The following is a 25,342-nucleotide window of genomic DNA, read 5'->3' on the forward strand; positions in this document are numbered from 1 at the left end:
CTGAAATTCGGATGTTCTATCACTGGTCCGAGCCAGCTCTCCTTCGCAGAACATCCACGTAAACAGCGCCGACAACGATCATTCCTATGAGCGTTTGCTGCCAGAACGCGCTGACATTCATGATATTGAGGCCATTCCTGAGAAGGCCCATGACAAGGACGCCGGCGAACACACCCAACACGGTGCCGCGCCCGCCGAAGAAACTCGCGCCACCGATGATGACAGCGGCAATGGCATCGAGTTCGGCGCCAATGCCGGCATTGGGAAAGCCGGAGCCGGTTCTTCCCGCCATGAGAAGAGCTGCGAGGCCGGCAAAAAAGCCGGATATGCCGTAAACGACCAGAAGCACACGGTTGACATTGATGCCGCTGACGCGTGCCGCCTGTGGATTGCCGCCGACCGCAACGATGTGCCGGCCGAGTGAAACCTTGTTCAGGAAAAAAGCCACGCCGACATAGCTGGCAAGAACAACGAAGGCGCTCACCGGCAAGGAGCCGTATTCACCCAGAAAGGGCATGGGTATTTCACCGGAGCCGAGAAAGCGCACTTCCGGCGATACACCCGAAATCGGACGGCCGGAGGAGACCAGATTTGTCAGGCCACGAAGCGTATATAGCGTTCCAAGCGTCATGATGAACGGGTGAGGCAGGCGCAGAACTGTCAGGCCCATTCCGTTTACAAGCCCGCAGGCGACACCGACCAAGGGGCCGACCAGAATTGCCAACGGCCACGGGAAAAATCCGGACGTGTCGGCCATTGCCAGAAGCATCGTGGCAAAAGCCATGATCGAGCCCACCGAAAGGTCGATGCCGGCAGTCAGGATCACCACGTACAAACCCAGGGCCAAAAGCGCGTTCATAGCGATTTGGCGAAGAATATTGGTCAGGTTCTGGGTGGTCGGGAAGACGTCCGGCTGCAGGATGGTCAGGACCACCATCATGACGACCACCATGGCGAAGACGCCGTAACGCTCCAGAAATTGCATCCTGCGCGCTGCGGCTGACCCCAATTCGTCCTGGATACGTTCTTCAGATGCGGTCATGAGCAAGATCTTCCGTGTGGCCTTTTGTGCCCATAATCCAACCGATTACTTCGTTGCGGTTGGTATTGCCAATCGTGGCTTCGTCAAAATTGCGGCCATGGAACAGCGCCATGACGCGATCGCAGACGAAAAAAACGTCGTCCATGCGGTGGCTGATGAGGATGACGCTTGTTCCGTGATCCTTGAGACGCTTGATGAGATCGAGAACCTTGCCAACTTCCTTGATGGCCAGCGCAGCCGTGGGTTCGTCCATGATCACAATACGGGCGTCGAATGCCGTTGCCCTGGCAATGGCGACGGCCTGCGCCTGTCCGCCAGACAATTGTTCGACTTTCTGATCAACCGATTTCAAGCTGATGTGGAGCCGCTCAAGATGGGCTTTTGCCATATCGCGGGACTTCTTCTGGTCCACGATGGTGAATCCGAGCCTCTCGCGGCCCGGCTCGCGTCCAAGATAAATATTCTCGTGAACCGGCAGGTTCCCGGCGAGTGCGAGGTCCTGGTAGACCATTTCGATCCCCACATCCCGGGCATCCTTGGGAGAGTGCATGGTGATCGGTTGGCCCGCTAGAAGGATTTCGCCTTCGGTCGGATGATAAAGACCTGAAAGGACCTTCATCAGGGTCGACTTGCCGGCTCCATTGTCGCCGACAACACCCAACACCTCGCCCGGAGATAATGTCAGGTCCACGTGGTCCAGCGCAGTGATGGCACCGAACTTCTTGGTGATCGCCTTCATTTCCAGAAGATGCGGTGACGATGACGTCATTCGGAACCTTCCCTCCCAGGCCTTGTACCTCTCCTGTGATGGTCCGCTCCGGCAATCAGTGCGAAGACAGAACGTCACGCAGGTTCGTCAAGTCTGTTTTCTTGGAGCCTATAACAACAGCTCTGTGCATTGCAAGGCCTTGCAATTTTTTGCCCAATTCCGGGCATGTAACCGGTGACTATTGCATGATGTTGAACGCTGGTCCATCAACCAGCGATCGTGCGTGGCAGGACCTGAGCGCGCGGTCAGTCCTCAGGAAGGTCGACCCAGCTGCCGCTCTGTGCGGATTCAAGGCAGGCCGACACCATCTTGGTGATTTCGAGGCCATCACGGAAATTCGGCCAGCTTGATCTGCCCGTTGCTGCCGATTCAAGCACTTGGGCGATCTCGATCGTCTTGAATTCGTTAAAGCCCAGTCCGAAATTCGGCACGGGCAGGAAAGCGCCGTAATTTGCCCGATCGGGGCCGCAATCGATATCGCGCCATTGGGCGGCGCCATCAGGTGCTTCCGACATGAGGGCGACCCTCAACCGGTTCACATTGTCATAGTCGAAGGCAATTGCGCCGCGATTGCCGTATATTTCATAGGTCTGGTGAAAGCGTCGGCCATGGGCCACGCGGCTGACGTCTATCAGCCCCTTGCCGCCATTGGGAAACTTGCAAAGCAGGGTGACCATGTCCGAATTCGTCACCTTGCGGCGCGGTGCGTCCGCATCCATGACGGGAGCGCTCACATAGCCTGACCCTTCAACCACGGGCCGCTCAGCGGTGGTTGTCGCGACCTCGGCGACAAGGCTATCGACCTTGCCAAGCAGGTAATTCACGTAGCTGAAGATGTGGGAGGCAATATCGCCTACCGTGCCTGTTGGCGACAGCTCGCCATCGCACCGCCACATGAAGGGCGCTTCAGGCGCGGCAAGCGCGTCGACATGCATGGATGCCTTGAACAGGACAAGATCGCCGATCGCGCCGTTCTCAATGAGCTCGCGGGTAATCTCATGTACAGGATTGATCGGGAAATTGTGACCCACCCGGCAGGCGAGATTTCTTTCCTCGGCCAATTGAGCAAGCTCCCTGGCCTGGTCGACTGTTTCGGTGAACGGTTTTTCGCAATAGACGTGTTTACCGGCAAGCAACGCCGCCTTTGCGACCTCATAGTGTAGATTGTCCGGCAGGCAGATATCGACCAGATCCACGGCGGGGTCGTCCAGGGCTTCCTGCCAGGTGGGCGAGAAGCGGGCGCCGTCATAGTGTGGCCGAAGCGCGCTTAGAACATCGGGCGAGGCGTCGACGACCCAGATGATATCCGGGGCGACATCCTTTTCAGGGAAGAGTTGCGGAACGTTTCTGTATCCCAGCGTGTGGCACTTGCCCATCCAGCCACCCGCACCAAGCAATGCTACACGAACTTTTCTTGTCACAGTCTGTTGCTCCCGATTCCGCATCAAGTCGAGCGACATGATAGCACATGGGCAATCTTGGCTATCGACTCATAATGAGAGCGCTGCTATTTTGCAAGGCCTTGCAACATCGGTTTCGTCGGAGGAATGTATGAACCGCATTGACAGCGACCAGTATCCTGTGTGGCTGAACGCAGACATGTTCGGGATTGAGGAATTCAAGGCGCAGCAACAGCGACAAACGACGAAAGATGATTGTCCGTTGGCGACTGATATTCATGCCAATGTGCCGATCTATGACGGGGCGGCTTTGTCCGATCCGCAATTGCCGGAAGCAACATGGCGTTCCATCATGGCGGAATGGAACCGCGTGATGCGAAGCGGCGCGGGTATCATTGCGATCAAGGGTGCGATCGGCGATATCGAGATGCTCGACAAGGTCACGGATGTCCTGAACCGGATCATTCGCCAGGAAGAGGCGGCCGGGGACGGGCCGAGTGACCATTTTGCCGAGCTTGGCGCCAATAGCCGGCTTTGGAATTCGCACGAAAAACTCTGTCAGGAGGCAACGGAACTTTTCATCCGCTACAACGCGAATGAAGTTCTTCATCGGGCCAGTGAAGCCTGGCTGGGGTACGGGTATCAGATCACCGCCCAGACCAACATCGTAAGGCCGGGCGGCAAGGCGCAGACCGCGCATCGCGACTTTCATATGGGTATTCAGCCTGAGGAGATCCTGGAGCGATATCCTGCGGATCAGCATCAGGTTGCGGCTCATTTGACGCTTCAGGGCGCGGTTGCCCATACGGATATGCCGATCGAATCCGGGCCGACAAAGTTACTGCCCTTTTCCCAGACTTTTGTACCCGGCTATATCTCAATCCTGCATTCCGAGTTTCGCGACTATTTCGAGGAAAACTATATCCAGATGCCGCTTCAAAAGGGTGACATGCTGTTTTTCAATCCAAGCGTTTTCCACGCGGCGGGTGACAATGTGACGACGGACATGCAGCGCTTTGCAAATCTCATTCAGGTCAATTCGGCCTACGGGCGCCCGATGGAAATCGTCGATCGCGCCAGGATTTGCAAAAAGGTCTTTCCGCTTTTGCTCGGCATGAAAGGTGACGGCTTGCTGACCGACCGGGAGATCGAGAATGTCCTGGCCGCATCCGCTGACGCATATCCGTTCCCGATCAATCTGGACCTCGATTCCCCGAAGGGTGAACTTGCACCTCCAAGTCAACGGGCCGTCATGCGGCGGGCACTGGATGAACATTGGAGCCCGGCAGAATTTGCCGCAGATCTTGACGGCCAGGTATCAAGACGCCGGTCGCATTGATCCAATGACGGATCAATAGCGGTTCAGGCGAATTTTATGCGGTTTCAGACAGTGGGAGCTTCATCATGGGAATAGCCATATTGGGTACAGGGCGTGTGGCGGAAATCCACGCGGAGGCCTTAACGGAAATGTATCCGGATGCTCTGGTTGGCGGCTGGAACCGGACGTTTGAGCGGGCAGAAATGTTTTGCCGGCGCTTTGGCGGGTCGGCTTTTCGCGATCTCAACGACGCTTTGAACAACAGTGACGTTGAGGCCGTGATTGTCACGACAAAGACCGAAACCCACTTTGAGATAGCGAAACAGGCACTCGAATGCGGAAAGCACGTGTTGCTTGAAAAACCACTTTGCACGACAGCCGAAGAGATCGGAGCGCTGGCGGATATTGCCCGCAAGAACGCGCTGATCTGCATGCCGTCTCACAATTACATCTACGCGCCGATCATGCGCCGTATGCGTGCGAGGGTGGAGCGGGGAGACCTCGGAAAAATCGGCAGCTACTGGGCTTTGTTCAACAATGTTCATCCGGCCGATGTGGGCCAGCCGGACCTCGTGATGCGTGAGTTGATGATCCATCACGTCTACAGCATGCTTTTTTTCCTGGGGCGGCCTTCAACCGTGACCGCAACCGCGACGAACACGCATTTTGAAAACAGGAATGCTGATGATCAGATCATGATCACGGCACAATATCCAGGCGGAACGATTGCAAATCTTTGGGGAAGTTTCTCCACCGATGATGCGACGCGGGAGCCATGGTCCGTCTATTTCAAGCTTTTGGGCACGAAGGGCGGCGCAATGTCCGCCTGGGACCAGATCAAGTTCGGGCCGGAGCCCGAACCGCTTTGGGACGATGCATCTTACCGCGACAGTTTCCTGCACGCCCATGAGTTTTTCCTGGAGCATTGCCTGGCTAAAGGCACCCCTCCGCTTTCAAGTCTTGAAGATGCGCAGGACTGCCTGCGCATTCTTGATGCTGCGCGCATGTCCGTCAAAAGCGGTGAAAAGACTGCCATAGATTACAGCTGATCGGGCAATCCGGCGCTTCGGGCCAAACCACTCCGCCGTCCGCGACTTTTGAATCGCCCGGTCGCGCTATCCTGGCGTATAGTCCCGGTTTGCCTCTGGATCTTCAGTGGAATAGGGCAGCCCAGCCAGTTCCTGGCGGGCCGCGTCCGGTATTGTTTGCGTTGCCCACTCAATGGTCTGAGCAACCCGTTCGGGTTTTGAAACACCTACGATCGTTGAGGTGATGCGGGGATCGCTCATCGAGAAGTCCAACGCGGCAACCCCCGGAGCAAGGCCGTGCCTGGCACAGGCGGCCTCGACCAGACGCACCGGCTCAAGGGCTTCATGGCTTGCATCCTGGTATGTCAGTTTGGGCATTTGGACACTGCCCTTCGCCAGTACGCCGCCTGCATAAGGCGCGGCGTTCAAAATCGCGATGCCGGCCTCATGGGCATAGTCGTACATCTCGTCGGCCTGACGGTTCAAAAGTGTAAAGCGGTTGTGATTGATGAGCACGTCGAACGGGCGGTCGCGCAGAAGCGGGAACATGATGTCGATGCGACCCATTGCGAGGCCGACCGCGTCTGCCAGACCCTCTTCCTTGATCTTGAAGAGTTCATCCAGTGCGCCGCCCGGTCCGGTAATCTCCTCCAGGCTCGCGGAGTGCTCCGGATCGTGAAGGTGCAGGACCTGAACCCGGTCGAGCGACAGTGCCTCAAGACTTTCTTCAAATGACTGCCGTGCACAGGACGCATCGAAACGGTTGGTTTCCATGTTTCTGTCAAGCTTGGTCGACAGCACAAAACCGTCCGGCAATCCGCCTCGTTCGCGAATGACCGCACCAATGCGTTCTTCGGCGCGGCCAAAGCCATAATTTCGCGATGTATCGAGGAAATTCACCGGGCTATCAAAAATGGCACGCACTGTGGCCCGGGCCCGTTCTTCGTCGACGCCGTAGCCATAGGTATCGGGCATGTCCGCAAGGGGCGATGTTCCAAAACACAGTTCGGTGACTTCCAGACCCGTGTTGCCTATGGCGCGGCGTTTCATGTTTGCATCCTTATCATTTCTTTAGTCGGCTGATCTCACCCGTTATCTCAGCACACATGGGCGCGTGCTGCAAACCTTCCGGAAAGATCCTTTTTTCAGAACTCATTCAGGTTTGCGCAGAGCCCTGACAGCTAAGCAAGACCATCCAAAACCTGCCGTCCTGGCGTGCGGCGGCAAAAGATCCGAGGGCGGCACGGCCGCTGATAACGCCATGGCGCGAGCACTTTTCATCAGCGGACAGGACGAGAGGATCAAGCTGACCATATCCTGTCCGATCACCACCGGGCTGTTTTCATGCCGCGCGTGTGTTCTGGCTGCTCGAAACTCTCGGACACCGCGATCGGGAATCTGACAACAGTTTCTACGGCAACTGGTCATGCCGCCGGCCTTGCAACACCTGCAGCCATATGAAATCAATGCTGTGCACGGTCCGCAACCGGCAGATGATCATCCCCACACCAGCGCAGCAGGTATATCCGCTATGAGCCAGCTCCCTTCATCCGTTGATCCCGGTGGCCTTCTCGAATATTCGGTCGTTTTCACCGATCGCTCTCTGAACCATATGTCGAAACGCTTCCAGGGCGTGATGCGCGATATCTCCTCTTTGCTGGGGGAGGTCTACAACGCGGATGGAGTCGTGGTCGTGCCCGGCGGCGGAACCTATGCAATGGAGGCGGTCGCGCGCCAGTTCGCGACCGGCAAAAACTGCCTCGTCATTCGTGATGGCTGGTTTTCCTTCCGCTGGTCGCAGATTTTCGAGGCCGGTGATATTCCGGCCTCCACGACGGTCCTCAAGGCACAGCGCGTGTCGGATGATCTGCAAGCGCCCTTTGCGCCTCCGCCCGTTGAAGACGTGGTGGCCGCCATTGCCCGGGAAAAGCCCGATCTGGTCTTCGCGCCCCATGTCGAGACGTCCGCCGGCATCATGCTTCCCGACGCCTATATCCGGTCCGTTGCCGAGGCGGTGCGCGAGGTTGGCGGCCTGTTCGTGCTCGACTGCATCGCCTCCGGGGCGATGTGGGTCGATATGCGCGAAAGCGGTGTTGATGTCCTGATCAGCGCCCCGCAAAAGGGCTGGAGTTCTTCACCTTCGAGCGGCCTTGTGATGCTGGGCGAGCGGGCTCTTGAGCGGCTCCCCGACACGGCCAGCACCAGTTTCGCCTGCGATCTGAAGAAATGGCATCAGATCATGCAGGCCTATGAAAATGGCGGACACGCCTATCATGCCACGATGCCGACCGATGCACTGGCCGGCTTTCGCGATTCAATGGCCGAGACGAAGGCCCTGGGCTTCGATGAGCTTCGCGCCGGGCAACTGGAGCTGGGCTCCAGGGTCAGGACCCTGCTGGCGGAACGGGGCTTCAAGAGTGTTGCGGCGCCCGGTTTCGAGGCGCCCGGCGTTGTGGTCGTTTACACCGACGATGCCGACAAGCACAATGGCAGCAAATTCGCCGCCCAAGGCATGCAGATCGCCGCCGGCGTTCCGCTGCAATGCGACGAACCGGAGGGGTTTCAAACCTTCCGGCTGGGCCTGTTCGGGCTCGACAAGCTGCATGATATCGACCGCACGGTGGATCGGCTGAAGACGGTTCTAGACCGTATCAACTAACGAACACGCCGATCCTTTCGAATTTCATCAGGTCGAACGGCCCGCTGTTGGAAACTCTGATTTCCGGGATCACTGACAGTGCAAGCAGCGCGTTGTGCATATCGGCATTGTTGAGTGTGTCGTCGCATGGCCGCATGGTCTCAACCATGCTGGCCGCTTTCGTGCCGACAATTTCGAGCGTCGCCGATTGAAGCCGGTAGCTGAATTGCCAAGATCAGCTGCCGCTTTGATCGCATCGGCAATGTGGATTTTGGCGTTCGTCTAGTCATCCGACCGGATCTGCTTGACTTGTTGTTCCCATAGGACCATTCTTTGTATTGTGAACACTAAGTTCACATTTGAACGATTTGCAAAGGACAGGTGTGATAAAGGTTCGGGAACCAGTCGAATAATGCGCATAGTGCAGAAAAGGCGCCAGCAAGATGCCTGAAATGGTCGAGCGCCGGGAAAACGGCATAGCCTATATCGAACGACCGGGGCCGGGGCCGGTGGTCGTGCTTCTGCACGGCATCGGCTCCAACGCTTCGTCTTTCATGCCGCTGATTGAATGCCTGCCGGATCACCTGCACCTCATCTTGTGGAATGCTCCCGGTTACATGGGATCAAAACCGCTTGCCGAAGCCTGGCCCCTGCCAAGCGATTATGCGAGGGCGCTCGCCGGCCTGCTTGACGATATCGGCATATCCACCGTCCATTTGTTCGGACATTCGCTTGGCACGTTGATCGCGGCCGAGTTTGCCAGACAACACCCTAACCGGGTCGACCGGCTTGTTCTGGCGTCGGCGGCAAATGGCTACGGTATCTCACAAGGCGATCCTCTGCCTGAAAAAGCCGCCGGCCGAATTGAAGAACTTGAACGTCTTGGCCCGGAGGTATTTGCCCGCTCAAGGGCGGCTAATCTCGTGCATGAACCGGCCGGGCATCCGGATGTTGTCGCGCATGTCGAAGAGGCGATGGCACAGGTGCGCCTGCCAGGATACGGGCAAGCAGTGCATATGCTGGCGTCCGGAGACCTTGCCGCGATGATCGGAACCGTTCCGGTCTGTCCGGGCTTTATCATCGGTGCACAGGACCGGATTACACCGATGGACCAGACGCAAAAAGCCGCCGGAGCCTGGGCCGCTGTGCACGGGCATGCTCCGGCTCTTATTGCAATCGAGGAGGCTGGACACGCGGCCTATGTCCAAAGGCCGCAGCGCTTTGCCTCCGCTTTACTGGAACTTCTCGGGGAACCAGCGACGAGGAGCGCTTACTGCATGGCGCGAAAATCAAACGGAGAAAACCATGTCTGATGATCCAAGGGTCGGCCATTTGCGGGGCATCGTTATGCGGGCTCCGGGTATAACGGCGACGACCAATTTCTATACGGAAAACTGGGGTTTGCACGTTTCTCATGAAGAAGACGGCATGACCTATCTTCGCGGTTCGGGCAGCGAACCTTTCATATACGGCCTGAAAGATGATGATGTTTATGGCATCGAATATGTCCATTTCGGCATGCCCGACCGCAGCTCAGTCGACGCCATTCATGCCCGGTTGGTTGAGATGGGAGCGAAGTTGCTCAGCGCCCCCGCCGAGCTTGATGGGCCTTTCGGCGGTTACGGTTTTGAACTTCTGGACCCGGATGGCAGACGATTGCGGATTACATCGGACCTGCAGATGCGCGCGCCGGAGAAGGTGCACGCCTTTCCCCACAAGGTCAGCCATGTTGTTTTGAACACGCCGGATCTGGAGGCGACCCAGAAATGGTACGAGGATATGCTCGGCTTCCGGACCAGCGACTATTCGGCCGACCAGATGATTTTCCTGCGCTGTGGAAGCGATCATCACGCCATCGCACTTGTGCGTGCGCAGTACCCTTCAGTTAATCATGTGGCTTTTGAAATGCCGGGCATCGATAGTTTCATGCGTGGCATCGGCCGTATGAAACAAAAAGGACAAGCGCCGAGCTGGGGGCCGGGACGACACGGTCCGGGTAACAATCCCTTTGCCTATTTCGTCTCGCCTTCGGGCTATGTCATCGAGTTTACCGCGGACGTTCAGCAGATCGACGAGGCGACGCACGAACCGAAAGTCTGGTCACGCACAGATCCCGAGGCGATGGATCAGTGGATGACGGCAGGTCCGCCAACGCCGGCGCAACGCGCTGTGATGGCCGGTCGCCCGGACCCAGGTTTCTCGGCGGGCGGTTAGGCTTATGGATATTGGACTTAAGGGCAAGACCGTCGTCGTTACAGGCGGTTCTTCAGGGATCGGACTTGCCGCCGTGCGGGTGTTCCTCGAGGAGGGCGCGCGTGTTGCTTTGTGCGCGCGTGGTGCCGACCGTCTGGCAGATGCGGAAGCGGAGCTTGCAGGAACTTTTGGAGCGGACAATGTCTTTGCCCGGGCTCTTTCAGTGCTGGACAAGGACGCCGTTGCCAGCTTTGCTCAGGATGTCGGCTCCCGGTTCGGTGATTGCCAGGTCTTGGTAACCAATGCCGGCCAGGGCAGGGTTTCGACCTTTGCCGATACCGGTGATGAGGATTGGCGTGATGAATTGGAGTTGAAATTCTTCAGCCAGCTTCACCCGATCCGGGCCTTCGAGACGATGCTTCGCACGTCCGGTGCCGGTTCGATCGTTGCGGTCAACTCGCTTCTCGCCTATCAGCCGGAGCCGCATATGGTCTGTACGTCGGCCGCGCGGGCGGGGGTGCAGAACCTGCTGAAGTCGCTGGCGACGGAATTTGCACCCGATATCCGTGTGAACTCCATCTTGCTGGGTCTCGTCGACAGCCAGCAATGGCAGCGCCGTTTCGATGCGCGTGAGGATCAGAGCCAGTCGCGTGACGACTGGTATGATGCGCTCGCGCGACAAAAGAAGATCCCCCTTGGCCGTCTCGGGGACCCGCATGAGGCCGCGCGGGCCATCGCCTTTCTTGCATCACCGGCAGCCAGTTACATCACCGGAGCAAGACTTGAAGTCTCCGGTGGTGTCTCGCGTTTTGTCTAACAATAATAAAGGGAGCCAAACCTTATGGCACAGACTGTCGGGTACAGAATCGCCGAAGCACTTGCAGATGCAGGCGTGACGACGATGTTCGGCGTCATTTCAATTCACAATATGCCGATCCTTGACGCTGTTGCCGAACAGGGGCGGATCCGGTTTATCCCGGCGCGCGGCGAAGCCGGAGCCATGAACATGGCCGACGCCTTCAGCAGGGTTTCCGGTGAGCTGGGCGTTGCCCTGACCTCGACCGGCACGGCGGCCGGCAACGCGGCGGGTGCACAGGCCGAAGCCCTGACCGCCGGCAGCCGTGTCCTGCACATTACATCGACGGTCGATCGGGCGCTGATGGACCGCGATCGCGCTGCCATTCATGATGTGCCGAAACAGCCGGAGATGTTGCGGGGGATTTCCAAGGCCCTGTTTCGCATTTGGGATGAGAAAGGGGTGCAGGGGACGATTTCAGCGGCAATCCGCGCCGCGCTCACGCCGCCGACCGGTCCCGTCAGTCTTGAAGTCCCGATCGATGTGCAGCGTGCGCAAGCTGTTGCGGGCGAAAAACTGCGGGTGCCCGTGCCAGCCCTTCCTCAGCACGATACCGCGGCGCTGGATGCGCTGGCGGCGCGCATTTTGGCTGCCCGGCGCCCCATGCTCTGGCTCGGCGGCGGCGCAAGGGGTGCGGCACAGGAAGCCACGGAGCTGGTGAAGCGTGGCTTTGGTGCGGTGAGTTCGACACAAGGGCGTGGTGTTGTGCCGGAAAGTCACAGTGCAAGCCTTGGTGCATTTAACATGACCCCAGAGGCGGAAGAGATTTACGCCTCATGCGATCTGATGATCGTTGTCGGCTCGCGCCTTCGCGGCAACGAGACCCGCAACAACAAGATGGCTCTGCCGTCCCCGCTCTTCCAGATCGATGCTGAGCCGACGCAGTGGGGCCGGAACTATCCGGTCGACGGTTTCATCTGCGGTGATGCGGCGCTGACATTGAGAGCGTTGCTCGACCGGCTGCCCGAAAGCCTCGAGACCGATCCACAGTTTCATTATGACATTGCCGTGGCCAGGGCGAAGTCCGAGGGCGCATTGCGTACCCGGCTCGGTCCCTATCAGGTCGTCGCCGATCATCTGCTGTCGACGGTTTCCTCCGGGCCTCATCCCTGGGTCAGGGACGTAACGATCTCCAATTCCACATTCGGCAATCGCTATGTGCAGGTAGCCGCCCCGAACCTTGGTGTCCACGCGCTGGGCGGCGGCATCGGGCAGGGCATTGCGATGGCCGTTGGCGCTGCCGTTGCCGCGCCGGGTGTGCGGACATACACTCTGCTTGGCGACGGGGGTGCACAGCTTGGGCTTGCCGAATTGATCACCGCTGTTGATCAAGAACTGCCGATCACCTTTGTCCTCATGAATGATGCGGCCTACGGCGTGATCGAAAACATACAGGATGCGCAATATGGCGGGCGCAGGCACTATTCCAAGCTCAAAACGCCGGATTTCGGCCTGCTTTGTTCTGCAATCGATATGCCCCATACCCGTGTGGAAAGGATCGAGGACTTTGTTGCGGCGGTGGATGGCGCGGCGGACCGCTCCGGTCCGGTGATGGTCGAGGTCGACATGATTTCCATCGGGCCCTTCGCGGAAGCCTTTGCAGGTCCGCCGGCAGGGGCCGCCGGGAGCCAGGTATGAGCCTGGGCCATGTTGCAATCATCGGCTATGGCGCGATTGCTCAGGATCTTGTCGGCATTTTGAGCGGTGCAGGCGAAGGGGCGCCGACGTGTATCTCCCTGCTGGTGCGGCAGGAGCGCGTCAGTCAGACCCACGAGGCTGTCCGCTCGCTTTATGCGTCCGCGAGCGTTCTGCAGATAACATCTGACGTCGACGACATTTTGGGGGCTGCGCCGGATGTGGTCGCGGAATGCGCCGGGCACGAGGCTGTCGGCAAGCTGGCTCCGGCAGTTCTTGCCGGTGGGGTCGATCTCGTCGTGTCTTCAGTAGGCGCTCTTGCCGATGAGGCAGTGATGTTTGAAATACAGTCAGCCGCACGGGGCTCCGGTGCCCAGTGCCTTGTTCCGGCGGGTGCCATTGGCGGTATCGACGCGCTTGCCGCTGCCCGGCTGTCAGGGTTGCAATCGGTCAGCTATACGGGCCGCAAACCACCATCGGCCTGGGCGGGGACGCCTGCGGAGACGCTGATAGATCTTTCCGCACTCACCGAAGAAAGCGTGTTCTTTGCCGGCTCGGCGCGTGATGCTGCGCAATCCTATCCAAAAAACGCCAATGTCGCAGCGACCGTCGCACTGGCCGGAACCGGTATGGATGAGACGCAAGTCCGTCTCATTGCCGACCCCTCGATAAACGAGAATGTGCACGAAATCACGGTGGCGTCCGATGCCAGCGATTTTTCCATGCGTTTCGTGGCGAAGCCGTCGAAACGAAATCCGAAGACCTCACGCTCAACCGTCTACAGCATCGCTCGTGCGGTTTTGAACCGTGGCGCGGCACTTGTGATTTGAGACAGCCGATGACAGAGACGTTTCGTGAAGATCTGATTTTCATCGGCGGTCAATGGCGGCAGGGGCGCGGGGCGCCCATTACATCGCTTTTTGCCGCAGAAGGTGTCGACAACACCACGATTTCGGGCGCCTCTTCAGAGGATGTTGAAGAGGCGATCGCCGTTGCGTGCCGCGCGCAGTCGGATCCGGCGTGGCAAAATCTCAAGGCTCATGAACGCGCATCGTTCCTTTACAGGATTTCTCAAGGCATCTCCGAGAACATCGAGCGCATTGCCTGGGTGCAAAGCCGCGATACGTCCAAGACGCTAACCGAGACAAGGGCCCTGGCTGCATCGGCGGCAGGCACGTTCCGCTATTTTGCAGCGGTGCTTGAAACTGCAGACGACCTTCTGACCGTGCCTCGCGGTGATTACCTGACGGCGTCTGTTCACGAATCCATGGGGCCGGTTGCGGCGATTACGCCCTGGAACTCGCCGATTGCCTCCGATGCGCAGAAGGTTGCGCCGGCGCTTGCGGCCGGAAACGCGGTTTTGCTGAAGCCGTCGAGCTGGTCGCCGCTCGTCAGTCTAGAACTTGCCCGTATTATCGAAGAGGCGGGTCTGCCGGCCGGTCTTTTTTCGGTCCTGCCGGGATCGGGGCGCGAGGTCGGCAATCTTCTGGTTGAACATCCCGACATACAAAAGGTTTCCTTCACCGGTGGAACGGTAACCGGCAAGCGGATTGCCCATAGCGCGGCGGAAAAGCTGATGCCGGTATCGCTTGAGCTCGGCGGAAAATCTCCGACGATCGTTTTTGAAGATTGCGATGTGGACCTGGCAATCGCCGGCATTCTGTTCGGCATCTTTTCGTCCACCGGCCAAAGCTGCATCGCCGGCTCGCGCCTTTTTGTGCATGAAAGCATCTTTGACCGCTTTGTCTCCCGGTTGGTGGAGGCGACACGGGCGCTGAGTGTCGGTCATCCCTTTGATGCCGATACCCAGGTTTCCTCAATGGTCCACCTGGAACACCGCCAGAGCGTGGAGGCCTATGTGGAACTGGCGCGGCAGGAGGGCGGCACGATCCTCACTGGAGGTCGGCGGCCCGATAGCAAGACGCTGGCCGGCGGCGCCTATTACATGCCGACGATCATCTCGGGTCTCGACAATGCGGCGCAGGTCTGCCGGGAAGAGATATTCGGCCCGGTCCTTGTTGTCATGCCGTTCAGCGATGAGGCGGATGTCATCGCGCAGGCGAACGACAACCACTATGGCCTTGCCTGCGGAATCTGGTCACGCGATCATCCCAAATGCTGGCGCGTGGCGCGTGCGATCCGCGCGGGAACCGTGTGGGTCAACACCTACAAGCAATTCTCGATTTCAACACCCTTTGGCGGCGATGGCGCCAGCGGCATGGGCCGTGAGAAGGGGCGGGCGGGCCTCAGAGCCTATCAGAGACAGAAGTCGATTTACGAGGATATGTCCGGACGGCCCCACCCATGGGCGCGCTGGCCGGGTGATGATTAGTTGACCTGCTCGCTACGGGTGACGAAGCCGAGCTCGGACGAGGCTCTTTGCGCTGCCTCCAGAACGGCGTCCCGGATCTGATCGCTTCGCGATTGGTTGCCGCCGGAAAACCGGCTTTCCGGTCCCGAGACATTCAAGCCACCGACCGGGCGGCCCGTGTGGTCGAATATCGCAGCGGCGCAGGATCCGATGCCCGGTTCGAAATTCCCTTCGCTCCAGGCATAGCCGGCGGATTTATCGAGGCGCGCCTGTTCGACAATGGCGTCGACGGTGGACGGGGTTTTCTCGGTTGTGGTTTTCAGCGGTTCGCCGGAGAAAAGCTGTCGCACGCTGTCCTCGGTCATCTCGGCCAGAATTGCCCGCCCGATCGACGAGGCGTGTGCGAGAAGGCGTGAGCCGGCGCGCACATTGCTGACCAAAGGGGAGTTCGGGGCCTCGCGGCTCAGATAGATAATGTCGCGCCCATCAAGTACGCCAAGATGAGCGGACATGCCGGTTTGCTGACAGAGCGTGCGCAAGACAGGGTGGCATACCTGGACGATGTCGCGCCCTTGGATGGCCTGTGCCCCCAGACTGACCAAACCGGCCCCGAGGCGATAACCTCCGCCTTCGCCTATCTCCTCAATCATGCGGTGCTCGAGCAATGTGTGGATCAGGCGAATGAGGGTTGTGCGGTTTATGCCCAGATCCCGCGATACGATGCTGAGATTACGGGCATGGTTTCCGTCGCCGATATAACGCATCAGCTTCAGCGCCCGCTCCACCGGCGGGACTGAGTAGGTGTTCTTGCTTGCCGAGACGTTCACGTGGACTCTTCCCATCTTTGTGCCCGCTTGCGCAAAACGGGTTCGGTGTAGCTGCATGTTTCCCGCAGTACGCGCATGCAACCACACAAACACACCTAACATGGCGGGTTACGGGCTGAAAACGGTTGACCGGTACGCATCGCGTGGTTACACTTTGAACAAATAGTTCAATATAGAACGCACTGCAACGAAAAAAGAGGTCACGTTGGGACTTTCCATAGGAATATGCGGTGGTGGCATCGGAGGTTTGTGTGCCGCAATTGCCTTGCGCAAGGCCGGTCATGACGTGTCTGTTTTTGAGAAGGCGGAAGCGTTCAACAGGGTCGGCGCCGATATCAATCTGACACCCAATGCGGTCTTTGCGCTCGACCAGCTCGGTGTCGGTACATATCTGCGTGAAAGCGCCGCCCGGCCGACATTTCGTATCAGCCGCGATGGTGAAACCGGCGAGGAGACGTCGCGTTTGCCCATGAGCTCCGCGGCGGAAGAAAAATACGGCGCACCGCAATTGACGATCCATCGCGCCGATCTTCTCGATGCGTTGCGTGAACGGCTTCCGGCGCAGCTGATTCATTTTGGCATGGCAGCCACTGGCGTGACGTCTGACGGCAGCGGGGCCACACTGGTGTTTGCGAATGGTCAGTCCAGGCGCTTCGACATTGTTGTCGGCGCGGACGGCATACATTCGGCGGTGCGTGAGGCGCTTTGGGGACCGGATCAGCCCAAATATACCGGGATCGTTTCTTATCGCGGTGTTTTCCCGAAGGAAAAGGCATCCGATCTGCCGGACGCCGACGCTTTCACCAAGTGGTGGGGCGAAATTCCGCAAAAGCAGATCGTGACATTCCCGTTGACGCAGGGCCGCGAGATTTTTGTTTTTGCGACATTGCCTAAGGATGACTGGTCTGAGGAAGGCTGGACGCTGCCCGGCAATGTCAATGATTTGCGCCAGGCCTATGAAAACTTCCATCCGGATGCCCGGGCGCTGCTTAATGCCGTCGAAGAAGTGACGCAATCTGCACTGCATGTGCGTGATCCGATGACACAATGGGCGAGGGGGCGTGCCACCTTGCTCGGCGATGCGGCGCATCCGATGGTGCCGTTTATGGCGCAGGGAGCGTGTATGGCGATTGAAGATGCCGTTGTGCTTGCCCGAGCGCTGGATGGTGCGGACAGTGACGGCGTTGCCGAGGCGCTGGAACTCTATGAGCGCGAGCGCAAGCCACGGACTGCTCGTGTTCAGGAAAGCTCGCTTGCCAATGACTGGCTCAAGAAGGGCAGCAATGCCGACTGGGTCTATGGCTATGATGCCTGGACCACGGAACTAACCCAACAACCATAAGAGGGAGAGACCATGAAACACCTTCTCGCTAGCGCGCTTGTGGCCGCTACTTTCTTCGCGGTTCCGGCCATGGCCGAAGCCGTCAAGATCAATGCTGTCACGCTTGCCCCACGGCAGGCTTACATCACCAACCCGTTCAAGATGTTTGTTGAAGAGGTCAACGACAAGTTCGCCGGTGAGGTCGAAATCACATGGCGCGGCGGCCCGGAGGTCATGCCGCCGTTCAAACAGGCCGAGGGCGTCCGCAACGGCGCGATGGACATGACCTATACCAGCCCCAGCTACTATCAGGGTCTGGTGCCAACGTCCGGAACGATGAACCTGTCATTCAAGAACTACGACGAAATCGCCGCCACGGACTATCATGAGCGCATGACCGAGCTCCATGCCGAAAAGGATTTGATCCTTCTTGGCGAGATTCCGGCATCGCAACTGAACTTCCTGATCTACATGGGAGGCGAGGTCAGTGGTCTCGATGATCTCAAAGGCAAACGTATCCGGGTCTTCCCGACCCTTTTGCCGCTGGTCAAGGCGCTGGGAGCAGAGCCCATCGTGTTGCCTATGGGCGAAATCTTCACGGCTATGGAGCGTGGCGCCATTGACGGCTTCATGCAGGGTCCGGTGGGCCAGGCACAGCAATTCGAAGGGCTGGTCAAAACCGTGATCTATCCCGGTGTCTACCGGGCGGGTTTTCCGGTTCTGGTCAACAAGGATACCTGGAATGAAATGTCGCCTGATCTGCAGCAACGGCTGACGACATTTCTGCGGGAAGACTTTGCGCCGCGCATGGATAACATCTGGGCCGAAACCATCGCTGAGAACCAGAAGGCCATGGACGACGCGGGTTTCAACCGCATGTCGCTGTCTGATGAAGAGGCCGCCCGTTATGAGCAGATCGCGATGGATGCGGCCTGGGCTGTGACTGCCGAGAACGCAGGTGCGGAAGCAGCGGCGGAGCTGCGCTCCATGCTGGACAAGTGACGCACCGATAGTTGAGGATTGGGCGGAGCCGGGGGTCAACCCGGCTCCGCCTTGTCATGAATTGGGGCGTATCAAGTGAGTGGAACCCTCGACATAATCAGACAGATTTTCAGCCGAATAAATCTCTTCTGTGCGGTCCTCGGCGCGGCGCTTCTGTTCTTCATTGCAGCAATCATATGCTTTGAGGTGGTCGGGCGTGCGCTCGGTGGCTCATCAAGACTTTGGGTCATAGAAACAAGCGAATACGCACTTTTGTTCATCACCTTTCTCGGAGCGCCGTATCTGTTGGAAAAGAACATGCATGTCGTGCTCGACCTGCTTTACAACAGCTTTACCGGCCGGCGGAAAATCTTTGTCCAGCTGTTCAACGCCGCGATCGGGTTCGTTGCCTGTGCCGTGCTGACCATTGTCGGCTTTCAGGTGGTTGTTGAACAGTTCGACGTGGGTGTACGCGAAGTCACGGTCATGCGGCCCTACAGCTGGTGGATTACCTCGGCACTGCCTATCGGAGCAGCGCTGATGACCGTACAGTTTCTCGATCAGATCATCCGCAGCTTTCAGGGCGAGGATCTCTGATCGTGGAATGGTACTATGTCATTGCGCTGATCCTTGGGCCGCTCTTTCTGCTGATGGCCGCGGGCTTGCCCGTGGCGTTCGCTTTCCTGGTCGTCAATCTTGTCGGGTCCTACATCCTGATGGGCGGCTTGGCCGGTATTGAGCAACTGGTCCTCAACACCGTCGACTCCGTATCGAGTTTCACCCTGATCCCGATCGCGCTGTTCATGATCATGGGCGAGGCGATGTTTCAGTCGCGCATCGCCATCGATCTGATGGATACGCTCGACAAATGGTTTGGCAAGATCAGGGGACGTCTGGCCCTGATGGCTGTCGGCGGCGGTGTCCTGTTTTCAACGCTGACAGGAAACTCCATGGGTGCGATTGCCCTTCTGGGCTCCTCCCTCACGCCGGAAATGGAAAAGCGCGGCTACAAAAAACCGATGTCGCTCGGACCGATCCTCGGCTCATCGGGTCTGGCCATCATGATACCGCCGTCTTCGCTGGCCGTTGTGCTGGGTGTCATCGCGGAATTGTCCATCGGCAAGGTGCTGATCGGCATTATCGTTCCGGGGTTGCTGATGGCGCTGCTTTATACTGTTTACATTCTTGGGCGGTGCCGGTTGCAGCCTGAACTGGCGCCCGCCTTCGATGTGCCGCCTGTGCCTTTTGCCGATAAAATCTCGTCCACCATTATCAACATTGTTCCTTTGGTCATCGTGGTCTTTTCGGTCGTTGGCGTGATCTTTCTCGGCATTGCAACGCCAAGCGAGGCGGCGGCGACCGGTGCATTCGCAACCCTGGCGCTGGCGGCAGTCAAGCGCCGCCTGACGCCGAAGGTGTTCGGCAAAACCATATTCTCGAGCGCAAACATCTCGGTGATGGTGCTTCTGATTGTTTCCGGGGCGGTGACCTTCTCGCAGCTTCTGGCCTTCACCGGCGCCACCTACGGCATGGTCGAGGCGGTTCTGGCGATCGACATGTCAAGCTCGGCGATCGTCTTTTTGATGATCATGCTCGTGGTGCTCATGGGCATGTTCATGGGGCCATTGCCGATCATGCTGATTACGCTGCCGATCTTCATTCCGGTGGTCATCCAGTTCGGCTTTGATCCTATCTGGTTCGGAGCGATGTATCTGGTCGCTATCGAGACCGGCGCGACCTCACCGCCATTCGGCGCGGCGCTGTTCGTCATGAAGGCCGTCGCGCCGCAGGGAACGACCATGGCGCATATATATCGTGCAGCCGTGCCCTTCATCATCTGCGATCTCCTGACTATTCTTATCCTCTTTTTCTTCCCGCAACTGGTGACCGTGCCGGTCGACCTCATGTTCAGATAGTGATGAACCAACGTCCCAATTTCATTGTCTTCATGACGGATCAGCAAAGGGCTGATCATCTCGCGTGCTACGGCAATCCCATCGTGCAAACGCCGAACATCGACAGCTTTGCGCAGCGCGGCACACGGTTTGAGAATTTCTACGTCGCCAATCCGATCTGTCAGCCAAACCGCGCAGCCCTTGCCACAGGGCAGCTGACCTCGGTGAATGGTTGCCGGCAGAACGGGATCCCGCTTTCGCTCGACAGCACAACCTATGCCGATGTGCTGCGCTCGGCCGGATACCGCACCGGTCTTGTCGGCAAGGCGCATTTCCAGAATGTGTCACCTGTTGCGGCAAAGCCGCCGGTGCTGCGAGGCGATGGGTCGGCTCCACCGGAACCGTTTCATCTTTCCCGAAGGAGGCAGCGCCGCGGGCCTGAATATGAGTGGGAAATACGCTCACTATGGGCAGAAACACCAGACCGGGAGGTGCCGCTTCCCTATTACGGATTTGACCATCTGCGCATGTGTATCGGCCATGGCGATCAGGTCGAGGGACACTATACGAAATGGCTGAAGGACCGGCTGGGCGAGGCGACCGATCCGCGCGGCCGCGCTAACGCCATTGATGACGGGTTGAAAGATGCGCCGCAAATCTGGCGCACATCCGTACCGGAGGAGCTTTATCCGACAAGCTATGTCGGTGAGGAAGCATGCGCTTTCCTAGAAGCTGAGGACGACCGGCCGTTCCTCCTCGTTGTATCTTTTCCGGACCCGCACCATCCTTTCACTCCGCCGGGGCGCTATTTCGATCTTTACGATCCCGCCGATATTGAGCTGCCCGAAAGCTTTGATCATCCGACCTGGGCGCGCAACGATCTGCCCGAGCACATCAAGCGGGTCTATGAAATCGGCGCGGAAAAGCCCGACGCCTATTGGCCCTTCCATTCGGATGCGGACAGCATCCGGCGCATGACCGCGCTGAACTATGGCGCGATCACCATGATTGACGACTGGATCGGCAAGATCACGGATGCTCTGGGAGCGACCGGCCGCTCGCAAGAGACCATTATCGTCTTCATGTCGGACCATGGCGACTACATGGGCGATCATGGAACAGTGCTCAAACATGGTTTGCACACAAACGGGCTGATCCGGGTGCCGCTGGTCTGGTATGACCCCACGAACCCGACAGCAGGCGTTTCCGCGGTACAGGGGAACGCCATCGACTTTGCCCCCACACTGCTGCAGCGGGCCGGTCTGCAATGCCCTGCGGGCATGCAGGGGCGTGACCTTCTGGCCGCAGATGCCGAAGACCTGCCGGTTCTGATCGAGGACTCCGGCCTTGCCTTTGCCAGCGCCGACGGGCGCACAGCCACCAGGACCCTGATCCACGATGGTTGGCGCATGAGCGTCTTTGAAGGATCGGACCTTGGCGAACTTTATGATCTGCAGGTGGACCCGCACGAAGTCAGGAACCTCTGGTCTGACCCGACGGCCGCGGAACACAAGGCGGCGATGCTGCATCTGATGATCGATCGCCAGATCGGGCTTCGCGACACATCCCTCATTCCAACGCACCAGGCCTAAGGCGAGCATTTATGAGTGAACGATCCCTCAATATTCTTATCGTTGGCGGCGGCATCGCCGGTTGCTCTGCTGCGATCGCATTGTCGCAGCGTGGTCATGCGGTCCGCATTGTGGAAAAACAGGATGCCTGGCGTTTTCAAAGTTCCGGTATTTTTGTCTACGCCAATGGATTGGTCAGTCTTGATGAGCTGGGTCTGCTCGACGAGATTTTGCAGGCAGGGTTTCCGGTGCCGGCTGGCCGCAACGCCTATTTCGACCATAAGGGCGTGCCGATCACAGACACATTTTACCCGTCCGCCGATAACGGCAGAATTCCCGCGATACTGGGGATCAAGAGGGCCGAGATGCATCGCGTCATGGCGCAAAGGGTCGACGCACTGGGTGTCACCGTAACGCTTGGAACCACGGTCGATGCCATCAGGGACGAGGGTGACAGTGTCAGGGCAGTGCTATCAGACGGCACTGAGGAGACAGCCGATCTTGTTATCGGTGCGGATGGCGTGCGTTCGGCCATGCGGGCGCTGATCGGGATCGGTCTTGAGCCGCGCTATACCGGTTTCGGCGTCTGGCGCTCCGTCCATCGCCGCCCGCAGGCACTCACCGACAAGATCATGATGATGGGGCCGGGGATCCGTTTTGGCATCATGCCGATCAGCGACGATATGCTCTATACATTCGGCACGCTGGCAGAGCCGAAGAGCCGGTTTTACGATCCTGCCGGCTGGCCCGAGCATATGCGCACCAAATTTGCTGATTTTTCCGGGCCTGCCAGCTTGTTTCTGGAAGAGCTGGGCCCGGATTCGCAGGTGCTCTACACCGCCGTCGAAGAGGTGGGCCTGGAATTACCATGGCATCGTGGCCGGGTGGTGCTGATTGGCGATGCGGCCCATGCCTCTACGCCGTTCATGGGACAGGGCGGGGCGATGGCGATGCAGGATGCGGTTGTGCTTGCCGAGGCGCTTGCACTTCACGAGACTCTGGATGGCGCCCTTGATGCATTCGGAAAAGCCCGGCTTCCCGTCTGTCAATTTGTGCAGGGCGTATCGCATGCCGTCGGTGAAGCCGGAGCCAAGGAGCTTGACGGTGATCTTGAGGCACGCAATGCAGACCTTCGCAAGACTGCGCAGGAGAAAGTCGACCAATTCTATGGCAGACTTGCAGAGCTCAACGCCGAGGCCGAGACCGCATTGCGGAAAGGTGCAGCCTCAGGCTGATGCGGTTTGCCGGTCCGTCAGTCTGACCCGCCCCGAAATCTCCGTCCCATGAAGTTCGAGCGGTCCGAGTTTGCCGCCAGCGGCCCAAAACCCGCCCAGCAGCTCTGCACCCGTCATATCTGAGATGCCGGCAATATGTGCGTCCTCCAGGGTCATGTGGGCCATGATCAAAGCGTTTCGCACGGAAAGGGAGTCAAGGTTCGACCCAGCGAGGGACAGCACCCCCTGAACAACACAATCATCCAGTACGGTTTTGTCGGCGGTCAGGCCATCGGCGCGAAAATCGGTTCGAAAATGTGCGCCGGTCAGATCGCATTGCCCCTGCACCTCGGCGTTACAGAGCCAGGCGAGGCCTCGAAACCGCGTTCTGCGTGCGCTGAGCCCGCCCTTGAGTTTTGCTCCGGAAAGATCAATGCCGCGGACTGTCAGACCGTCAAGGACAAGCGGCTCCTCGATGACCAATCCGGTTGCGTCGACATGTTCACCGTGTCTCCACGGGCGTTGGAAGTCCGCAAGAAGCCCCGCCACGCTGGTCATGTAAAGACAAAGCCCCGATTGACCGGCAGAACCTGACCGGTCAGGGTCAATGCGTCTTCGCTCAACAGGAATGCGACGGTGCCCGCTACGTCCTCGGGCGATTGTTCTCCGGGAACGGCCCGGCCCTGTCCATACAGCGCGTGCCGTTCCTTCGGAACATATTCGGTGCTTTCGGTGGTCAATATACCGGGTGCGATGGCCGTTACACCAATCCCGTCGGGGCCGAGCTCGCGCGCCAGCGCTCGAGTCATCGACATTACAGCGCCCTTGGAGGCAACATAGCTCATCAGGTTCGGAGCGCCCCAAAGCGCCGTGTCTGAAGCGACATTGACGATCCGGCCCGATCCGCACTGGCGAAGGGAAGGGGTGACGGCACGGGTCATCAGCCAGGTGCCGCGCACATTGACTTCCATGACGCGATCCCAGGTGTCGATGTCGACCTCGTCGAATGGAATGCCGCCAATGCCGGTGGCGATGGCGGCATTGTTGAACAGACCATGCAATGGTTCATCAATCGACGCCGCCAATGACCGGATGCTGTCCGGGTCGCGCAGATCGACCGGATGGAAGCCGGCCGCAATACTGTCGGCCACTGCCCGGCCTTCCTCTTCTAGGATATCGGCCAGCGTCAGACGGGCACCGGCATCGGCGAGGTGACGGGCGACAACTTCACCAAGGCCGCGTGCCGCGCCGGTGACAAGAATATGTCGTCCTGCCAGCGTCATTCCGCAGCCACGGTCCCCGATGCCGCATCCTCTGCTTCTATCTGCGCCCGGGCCGCCCGGTTCAACGCGCGTCGCAGATGGGCGACGCCGATATCGTGCTGATAGAGCCGTTCGCGGGTGCGGGCATCGTCCGGCATGCCTTCAAGCATGACACGATCCTGCTCAAGGACGTTCCAGTGGCGCTCTTCCAGGCGCGCGCGGTAGAGGAAGCGCCAGCTTTCGCGGGCAAAGCCTTCCACCTTGCGCATGCGCCAGAAAAACACCTTGCAGCGCCGCGGGCCCATTGGCGTGACATATCCAAGGATGCGCATATGGCCGCCAGCGCCTGCGGCCGGCGGGTAGGGTATGTCGAGATAGCAGAACATGCCGCCTTCTTTGACATCGAATTCGACCCAGTCGAAGTTCTCGCCGACCTGACCCACGCGGCTGACCTTGAAGCCGTCGTCGCGATTGTCGAGTTCCAGAATATCCTGCTTGGACCCGAATGCGAGCGTGAAGCTTTCGGCATGCAGGTAGCAGCCGTGCATCGGGTCGGCGAGATTGTCCAGGGCGTACCGGTAGTTCACATTCCAGATGGCGGTGCACAGAAAACCGGTCCATTCCGGATCGGACAGCTCCTTCGGCAAAGGCAATTCAGGAGGTTCGACATCCTCACTGGAGGACATGAACACAAAAACCGCATCTTCCGCTTCTTTGACGTGAAAGGATCGAAGCACCTTTTTGCCCTCAATCGGACAATCGGGCATGGCGGGCACACGCTGAACGGTGCCCGTGCCGTCGACAATGACGCCGTGATAGCGGCAGCCGACATAGCCGTCATGGATTTCGCCGTAACTCAGCGGGGCTCCGCGGTGGGGGCAGAAATCCTCGATACAGCGGATGGTTCCATCCTCGCCGCGCCAAAGGACCAGTTTCTCGCCCAGCACGACGACCCCGAAGGGCCGGTCAGAGCGCACTTCCACGGATTTGGCGATCGGGTACCACTGATCCCGTATTCCCTCATTGACCCTTTCCTCAATCCGGGCCTTCATTTCTGTCGATAAGGGCATTGATAATCCTC

Annotated in this window: 24 protein-coding genes; 15 read left to right on the forward strand and 9 right to left on the reverse strand. The window is 58.7% G+C overall.

What is annotated here, in order from left to right; genetic code table 11:
• Positions 1 to 19: 19 nt before the first annotated feature.
• The 3 genes from OQ273_RS03065 to OQ273_RS03075 form a co-directional block, all read right to left on the reverse strand.
• Positions 20 to 1,042: an ABC transporter permease gene (locus OQ273_RS03065; protein ID WP_267989004.1), complete on the reverse strand. Its 1,023-nt coding sequence runs from the start codon at positions 1,040 to 1,042 to the stop codon at positions 20 to 22.
• The gene (locus OQ273_RS03070) at positions 1,029 to 1,811 is read right to left on the reverse strand and encodes an ATP-binding cassette domain-containing protein (RefSeq protein WP_267989005.1); all 783 of its coding nucleotides are present in this window, start codon (positions 1,809 to 1,811) and stop codon (positions 1,029 to 1,031) included. Before OQ273_RS03070 ends, OQ273_RS03065 begins: the two co-directional genes overlap by 14 nt.
• Before the next feature lie 245 nt (positions 1,812 to 2,056).
• Positions 2,057 to 3,232, reverse strand: a complete 1,176-nt coding sequence (locus tag OQ273_RS03075) for a Gfo/Idh/MocA family protein (protein WP_267989006.1) — start codon at positions 3,230 to 3,232, stop codon at positions 2,057 to 2,059.
• Positions 3,233 to 3,362: 130 nt separating this feature from the next.
• Here OQ273_RS03075 and OQ273_RS03080 point away from each other — a divergent pair, with 130 nt between their 5' ends.
• Both OQ273_RS03080 and OQ273_RS03085 read left to right on the forward strand, forming a co-directional pair.
• A complete protein-coding gene (locus tag OQ273_RS03080; protein ID WP_267989007.1) occupies positions 3,363 to 4,550 on the forward strand; it encodes a phytanoyl-CoA dioxygenase family protein in 1,188 nt (395 codons plus the stop codon).
• Positions 4,551 to 4,615: 65 nt separating this feature from the next.
• Positions 4,616 to 5,578 (forward strand): Gfo/Idh/MocA family protein, encoded by a 963-nt coding sequence (locus OQ273_RS03085; RefSeq protein ID WP_267989008.1) that lies wholly within the window; start codon positions 4,616 to 4,618, stop codon positions 5,576 to 5,578.
• 66 nt (positions 5,579 to 5,644) lie between these two features.
• On the opposite strand, the gene OQ273_RS03090 is transcribed toward OQ273_RS03085, so the two are convergent.
• Complete coding sequence (locus tag OQ273_RS03090; RefSeq protein WP_267989009.1) at positions 5,645 to 6,607, reverse strand: aldo/keto reductase; 963 nt, start codon at positions 6,605 to 6,607, stop codon at positions 5,645 to 5,647.
• Between the two features lie 481 nt (positions 6,608 to 7,088).
• On the opposite strand from OQ273_RS03090, the gene OQ273_RS03095 reads away from it, so the two are divergent.
• Positions 7,089 to 8,216, forward strand: a complete 1,128-nt coding sequence (locus OQ273_RS03095; RefSeq protein WP_267989010.1) for an aminotransferase class V-fold PLP-dependent enzyme — start codon at positions 7,089 to 7,091, stop codon at positions 8,214 to 8,216.
• On the opposite strand, the gene OQ273_RS03100 is transcribed toward OQ273_RS03095, so the two are convergent.
• Positions 8,209 to 8,388: a hypothetical protein gene (locus tag OQ273_RS03100; RefSeq protein ID WP_484496882.1), complete on the reverse strand. Its 180-nt coding sequence runs from the start codon at positions 8,386 to 8,388 to the stop codon at positions 8,209 to 8,211. The two genes, OQ273_RS03095 and OQ273_RS03100, sit on opposite strands and share 8 nt — an antisense overlap.
• 250 nt (positions 8,389 to 8,638) lie before the next feature.
• Here OQ273_RS03100 and OQ273_RS03105 point away from each other — a divergent pair, with 250 nt between their 5' ends.
• The 6 genes from OQ273_RS03105 to OQ273_RS03130 are packed head-to-tail and all read left to right on the forward strand — an operon-like array spanning position 8,639 to position 15,211.
• A complete protein-coding gene (locus OQ273_RS03105; protein WP_267989012.1) occupies positions 8,639 to 9,508 on the forward strand; it encodes an alpha/beta fold hydrolase in 870 nt (289 codons plus the stop codon).
• A complete protein-coding gene (locus OQ273_RS03110; protein WP_267989013.1) occupies positions 9,501 to 10,409 on the forward strand; it encodes a VOC family protein in 909 nt (302 codons plus the stop codon). Before OQ273_RS03105 ends, OQ273_RS03110 begins: the two co-directional genes overlap by 8 nt.
• A 4-nt stretch (positions 10,410 to 10,413) precedes the next feature.
• Positions 10,414 to 11,205 (forward strand): SDR family oxidoreductase, encoded by a 792-nt coding sequence (locus OQ273_RS03115; protein WP_267989014.1) that lies wholly within the window; start codon positions 10,414 to 10,416, stop codon positions 11,203 to 11,205.
• Between the two features lie 24 nt (positions 11,206 to 11,229).
• Positions 11,230 to 12,882: a thiamine pyrophosphate-binding protein gene (locus tag OQ273_RS03120; protein ID WP_267989015.1), complete on the forward strand. Its 1,653-nt coding sequence runs from the start codon at positions 11,230 to 11,232 to the stop codon at positions 12,880 to 12,882.
• Complete coding sequence (locus OQ273_RS03125; protein ID WP_267989016.1) at positions 12,879 to 13,709, forward strand: aspartate dehydrogenase; 831 nt, start codon at positions 12,879 to 12,881, stop codon at positions 13,707 to 13,709. Before OQ273_RS03120 ends, OQ273_RS03125 begins: the two co-directional genes overlap by 4 nt.
• An 8-nt stretch (positions 13,710 to 13,717) precedes the next feature.
• Complete coding sequence (locus OQ273_RS03130; protein WP_267989017.1) at positions 13,718 to 15,211, forward strand: aldehyde dehydrogenase; 1,494 nt, start codon at positions 13,718 to 13,720, stop codon at positions 15,209 to 15,211.
• On the opposite strand, the gene OQ273_RS03135 is transcribed toward OQ273_RS03130, so the two are convergent.
• Positions 15,208 to 16,017: an IclR family transcriptional regulator gene (locus OQ273_RS03135; RefSeq protein ID WP_267989018.1), complete on the reverse strand. Its 810-nt coding sequence runs from the start codon at positions 16,015 to 16,017 to the stop codon at positions 15,208 to 15,210. The genes OQ273_RS03130 and OQ273_RS03135 overlap by 4 nt on opposite strands.
• 205 nt (positions 16,018 to 16,222) lie before the next feature.
• Here OQ273_RS03135 and OQ273_RS03140 point away from each other — a divergent pair, with 205 nt between their 5' ends.
• The 6 genes from OQ273_RS03140 (at position 16,223) to OQ273_RS03165 (ending at position 23,020) form a co-directional block, all read left to right on the forward strand.
• A complete protein-coding gene (locus OQ273_RS03140) occupies positions 16,223 to 17,359 on the forward strand; it encodes an FAD-dependent monooxygenase (RefSeq protein ID WP_267989019.1) in 1,137 nt (378 codons plus the stop codon).
• 12 nt (positions 17,360 to 17,371) lie between these two features.
• On the forward strand, positions 17,372 to 18,340 hold the full coding sequence (gene dctP, locus OQ273_RS03145) for a TRAP transporter substrate-binding protein DctP (RefSeq protein ID WP_267989020.1): 969 nt from the start codon (positions 17,372 to 17,374) through the stop codon (positions 18,338 to 18,340).
• A 75-nt stretch (positions 18,341 to 18,415) separates the two neighbouring features.
• Positions 18,416 to 18,916, forward strand: coding sequence for a TRAP transporter small permease subunit (locus tag OQ273_RS03150; protein WP_267989021.1), 501 nt, complete (start codon positions 18,416 to 18,418; stop codon positions 18,914 to 18,916).
• 2 nt (positions 18,917 to 18,918) lie between these two features.
• Complete coding sequence (locus OQ273_RS03155) at positions 18,919 to 20,235, forward strand: TRAP transporter large permease (protein ID WP_267989022.1); 1,317 nt, start codon at positions 18,919 to 18,921, stop codon at positions 20,233 to 20,235.
• A gap of 2 nt (positions 20,236 to 20,237) precedes the next feature.
• On the forward strand, positions 20,238 to 21,806 hold the full coding sequence (locus OQ273_RS03160) for a sulfatase family protein (protein WP_267989023.1): 1,569 nt from the start codon (positions 20,238 to 20,240) through the stop codon (positions 21,804 to 21,806).
• Positions 21,807 to 21,817: 11 nt separating this feature from the next.
• Positions 21,818 to 23,020 (forward strand): FAD-dependent oxidoreductase, encoded by a 1,203-nt coding sequence (locus tag OQ273_RS03165; protein ID WP_267989024.1) that lies wholly within the window; start codon positions 21,818 to 21,820, stop codon positions 23,018 to 23,020.
• On the opposite strand, the gene OQ273_RS03170 is transcribed toward OQ273_RS03165, so the two are convergent.
• Genes OQ273_RS03170 through OQ273_RS03180 form a run of 3 tightly spaced genes read right to left on the reverse strand, consistent with a single transcriptional unit; the run spans position 23,012 to position 25,331 of the window.
• The gene (locus OQ273_RS03170; RefSeq protein ID WP_267989025.1) at positions 23,012 to 23,557 is read right to left on the reverse strand and encodes a hypothetical protein; all 546 of its coding nucleotides are present in this window, start codon (positions 23,555 to 23,557) and stop codon (positions 23,012 to 23,014) included. The genes OQ273_RS03165 and OQ273_RS03170 overlap by 9 nt on opposite strands.
• Positions 23,554 to 24,282: an SDR family oxidoreductase gene (locus tag OQ273_RS03175; protein WP_267989026.1), complete on the reverse strand. Its 729-nt coding sequence runs from the start codon at positions 24,280 to 24,282 to the stop codon at positions 23,554 to 23,556. The genes OQ273_RS03170 and OQ273_RS03175 overlap by 4 nt, the downstream gene beginning before the upstream one ends.
• The gene (locus OQ273_RS03180) at positions 24,279 to 25,331 is read right to left on the reverse strand and encodes an aromatic ring-hydroxylating oxygenase subunit alpha (RefSeq protein WP_267989027.1); all 1,053 of its coding nucleotides are present in this window, start codon (positions 25,329 to 25,331) and stop codon (positions 24,279 to 24,281) included. The genes OQ273_RS03175 and OQ273_RS03180 overlap by 4 nt, the downstream gene beginning before the upstream one ends.
• Positions 25,332 to 25,342: the final 11 nt, after the last annotated feature.

Origin of the sequence: Hoeflea prorocentri (assembly GCF_027944115.1) — a bacterium.
Taxonomy (GTDB): domain Bacteria; phylum Pseudomonadota; class Alphaproteobacteria; order Rhizobiales; family Rhizobiaceae; genus Hoeflea_A; species Hoeflea_A prorocentri.

Coding starts and splice junctions, on each gene's coding strand:
- OQ273_RS03105 (WP_267989012.1), top strand. CDS start 8,639: ATGCCTGAAATGGTCGAGCGCCGGGAAAACGGCATAGCCTATATCGAA.
- OQ273_RS03115 (WP_267989014.1), top strand. CDS start 10,414: ATGGATATTGGACTTAAGGGCAAGACCGTCGTCGTTACAGGCGGTTCT.
- OQ273_RS03120 (WP_267989015.1), top strand. CDS start 11,230: ATGGCACAGACTGTCGGGTACAGAATCGCCGAAGCACTTGCAGATGCA.
- dctP (WP_267989020.1), top strand. CDS start 17,372: ATGAAACACCTTCTCGCTAGCGCGCTTGTGGCCGCTACTTTCTTCGCG.
- OQ273_RS03085 (WP_267989008.1), top strand. CDS start 4,616: ATGGGAATAGCCATATTGGGTACAGGGCGTGTGGCGGAAATCCACGCG.
- OQ273_RS03110 (WP_267989013.1), top strand. CDS start 9,501: ATGTCTGATGATCCAAGGGTCGGCCATTTGCGGGGCATCGTTATGCGG.
- OQ273_RS03070 (WP_267989005.1), bottom strand. CDS start 1,811: ATGACGTCATCGTCACCGCATCTTCTGGAAATGAAGGCGATCACCAAG.
- OQ273_RS03175 (WP_267989026.1), bottom strand. CDS start 24,282: ATGACGCTGGCAGGACGACATATTCTTGTCACCGGCGCGGCACGCGGC.
- OQ273_RS03160 (WP_267989023.1), top strand. CDS start 20,238: ATGAACCAACGTCCCAATTTCATTGTCTTCATGACGGATCAGCAAAGG.
- OQ273_RS03065 (WP_267989004.1), bottom strand. CDS start 1,042: ATGACCGCATCTGAAGAACGTATCCAGGACGAATTGGGGTCAGCCGCA.
- OQ273_RS03165 (WP_267989024.1), top strand. CDS start 21,818: ATGAGTGAACGATCCCTCAATATTCTTATCGTTGGCGGCGGCATCGCC.
- OQ273_RS03170 (WP_267989025.1), bottom strand. CDS start 23,557: ATGACCAGCGTGGCGGGGCTTCTTGCGGACTTCCAACGCCCGTGGAGA.
- OQ273_RS03090 (WP_267989009.1), bottom strand. CDS start 6,607: ATGAAACGCCGCGCCATAGGCAACACGGGTCTGGAAGTCACCGAACTG.
- OQ273_RS03125 (WP_267989016.1), top strand. CDS start 12,879: ATGAGCCTGGGCCATGTTGCAATCATCGGCTATGGCGCGATTGCTCAG.
- OQ273_RS03080 (WP_267989007.1), top strand. CDS start 3,363: ATGAACCGCATTGACAGCGACCAGTATCCTGTGTGGCTGAACGCAGAC.
- OQ273_RS03095 (WP_267989010.1), top strand. CDS start 7,089: ATGAGCCAGCTCCCTTCATCCGTTGATCCCGGTGGCCTTCTCGAATAT.
- OQ273_RS03180 (WP_267989027.1), bottom strand. CDS start 25,331: ATGCCCTTATCGACAGAAATGAAGGCCCGGATTGAGGAAAGGGTCAAT.
- OQ273_RS03130 (WP_267989017.1), top strand. CDS start 13,718: ATGACAGAGACGTTTCGTGAAGATCTGATTTTCATCGGCGGTCAATGG.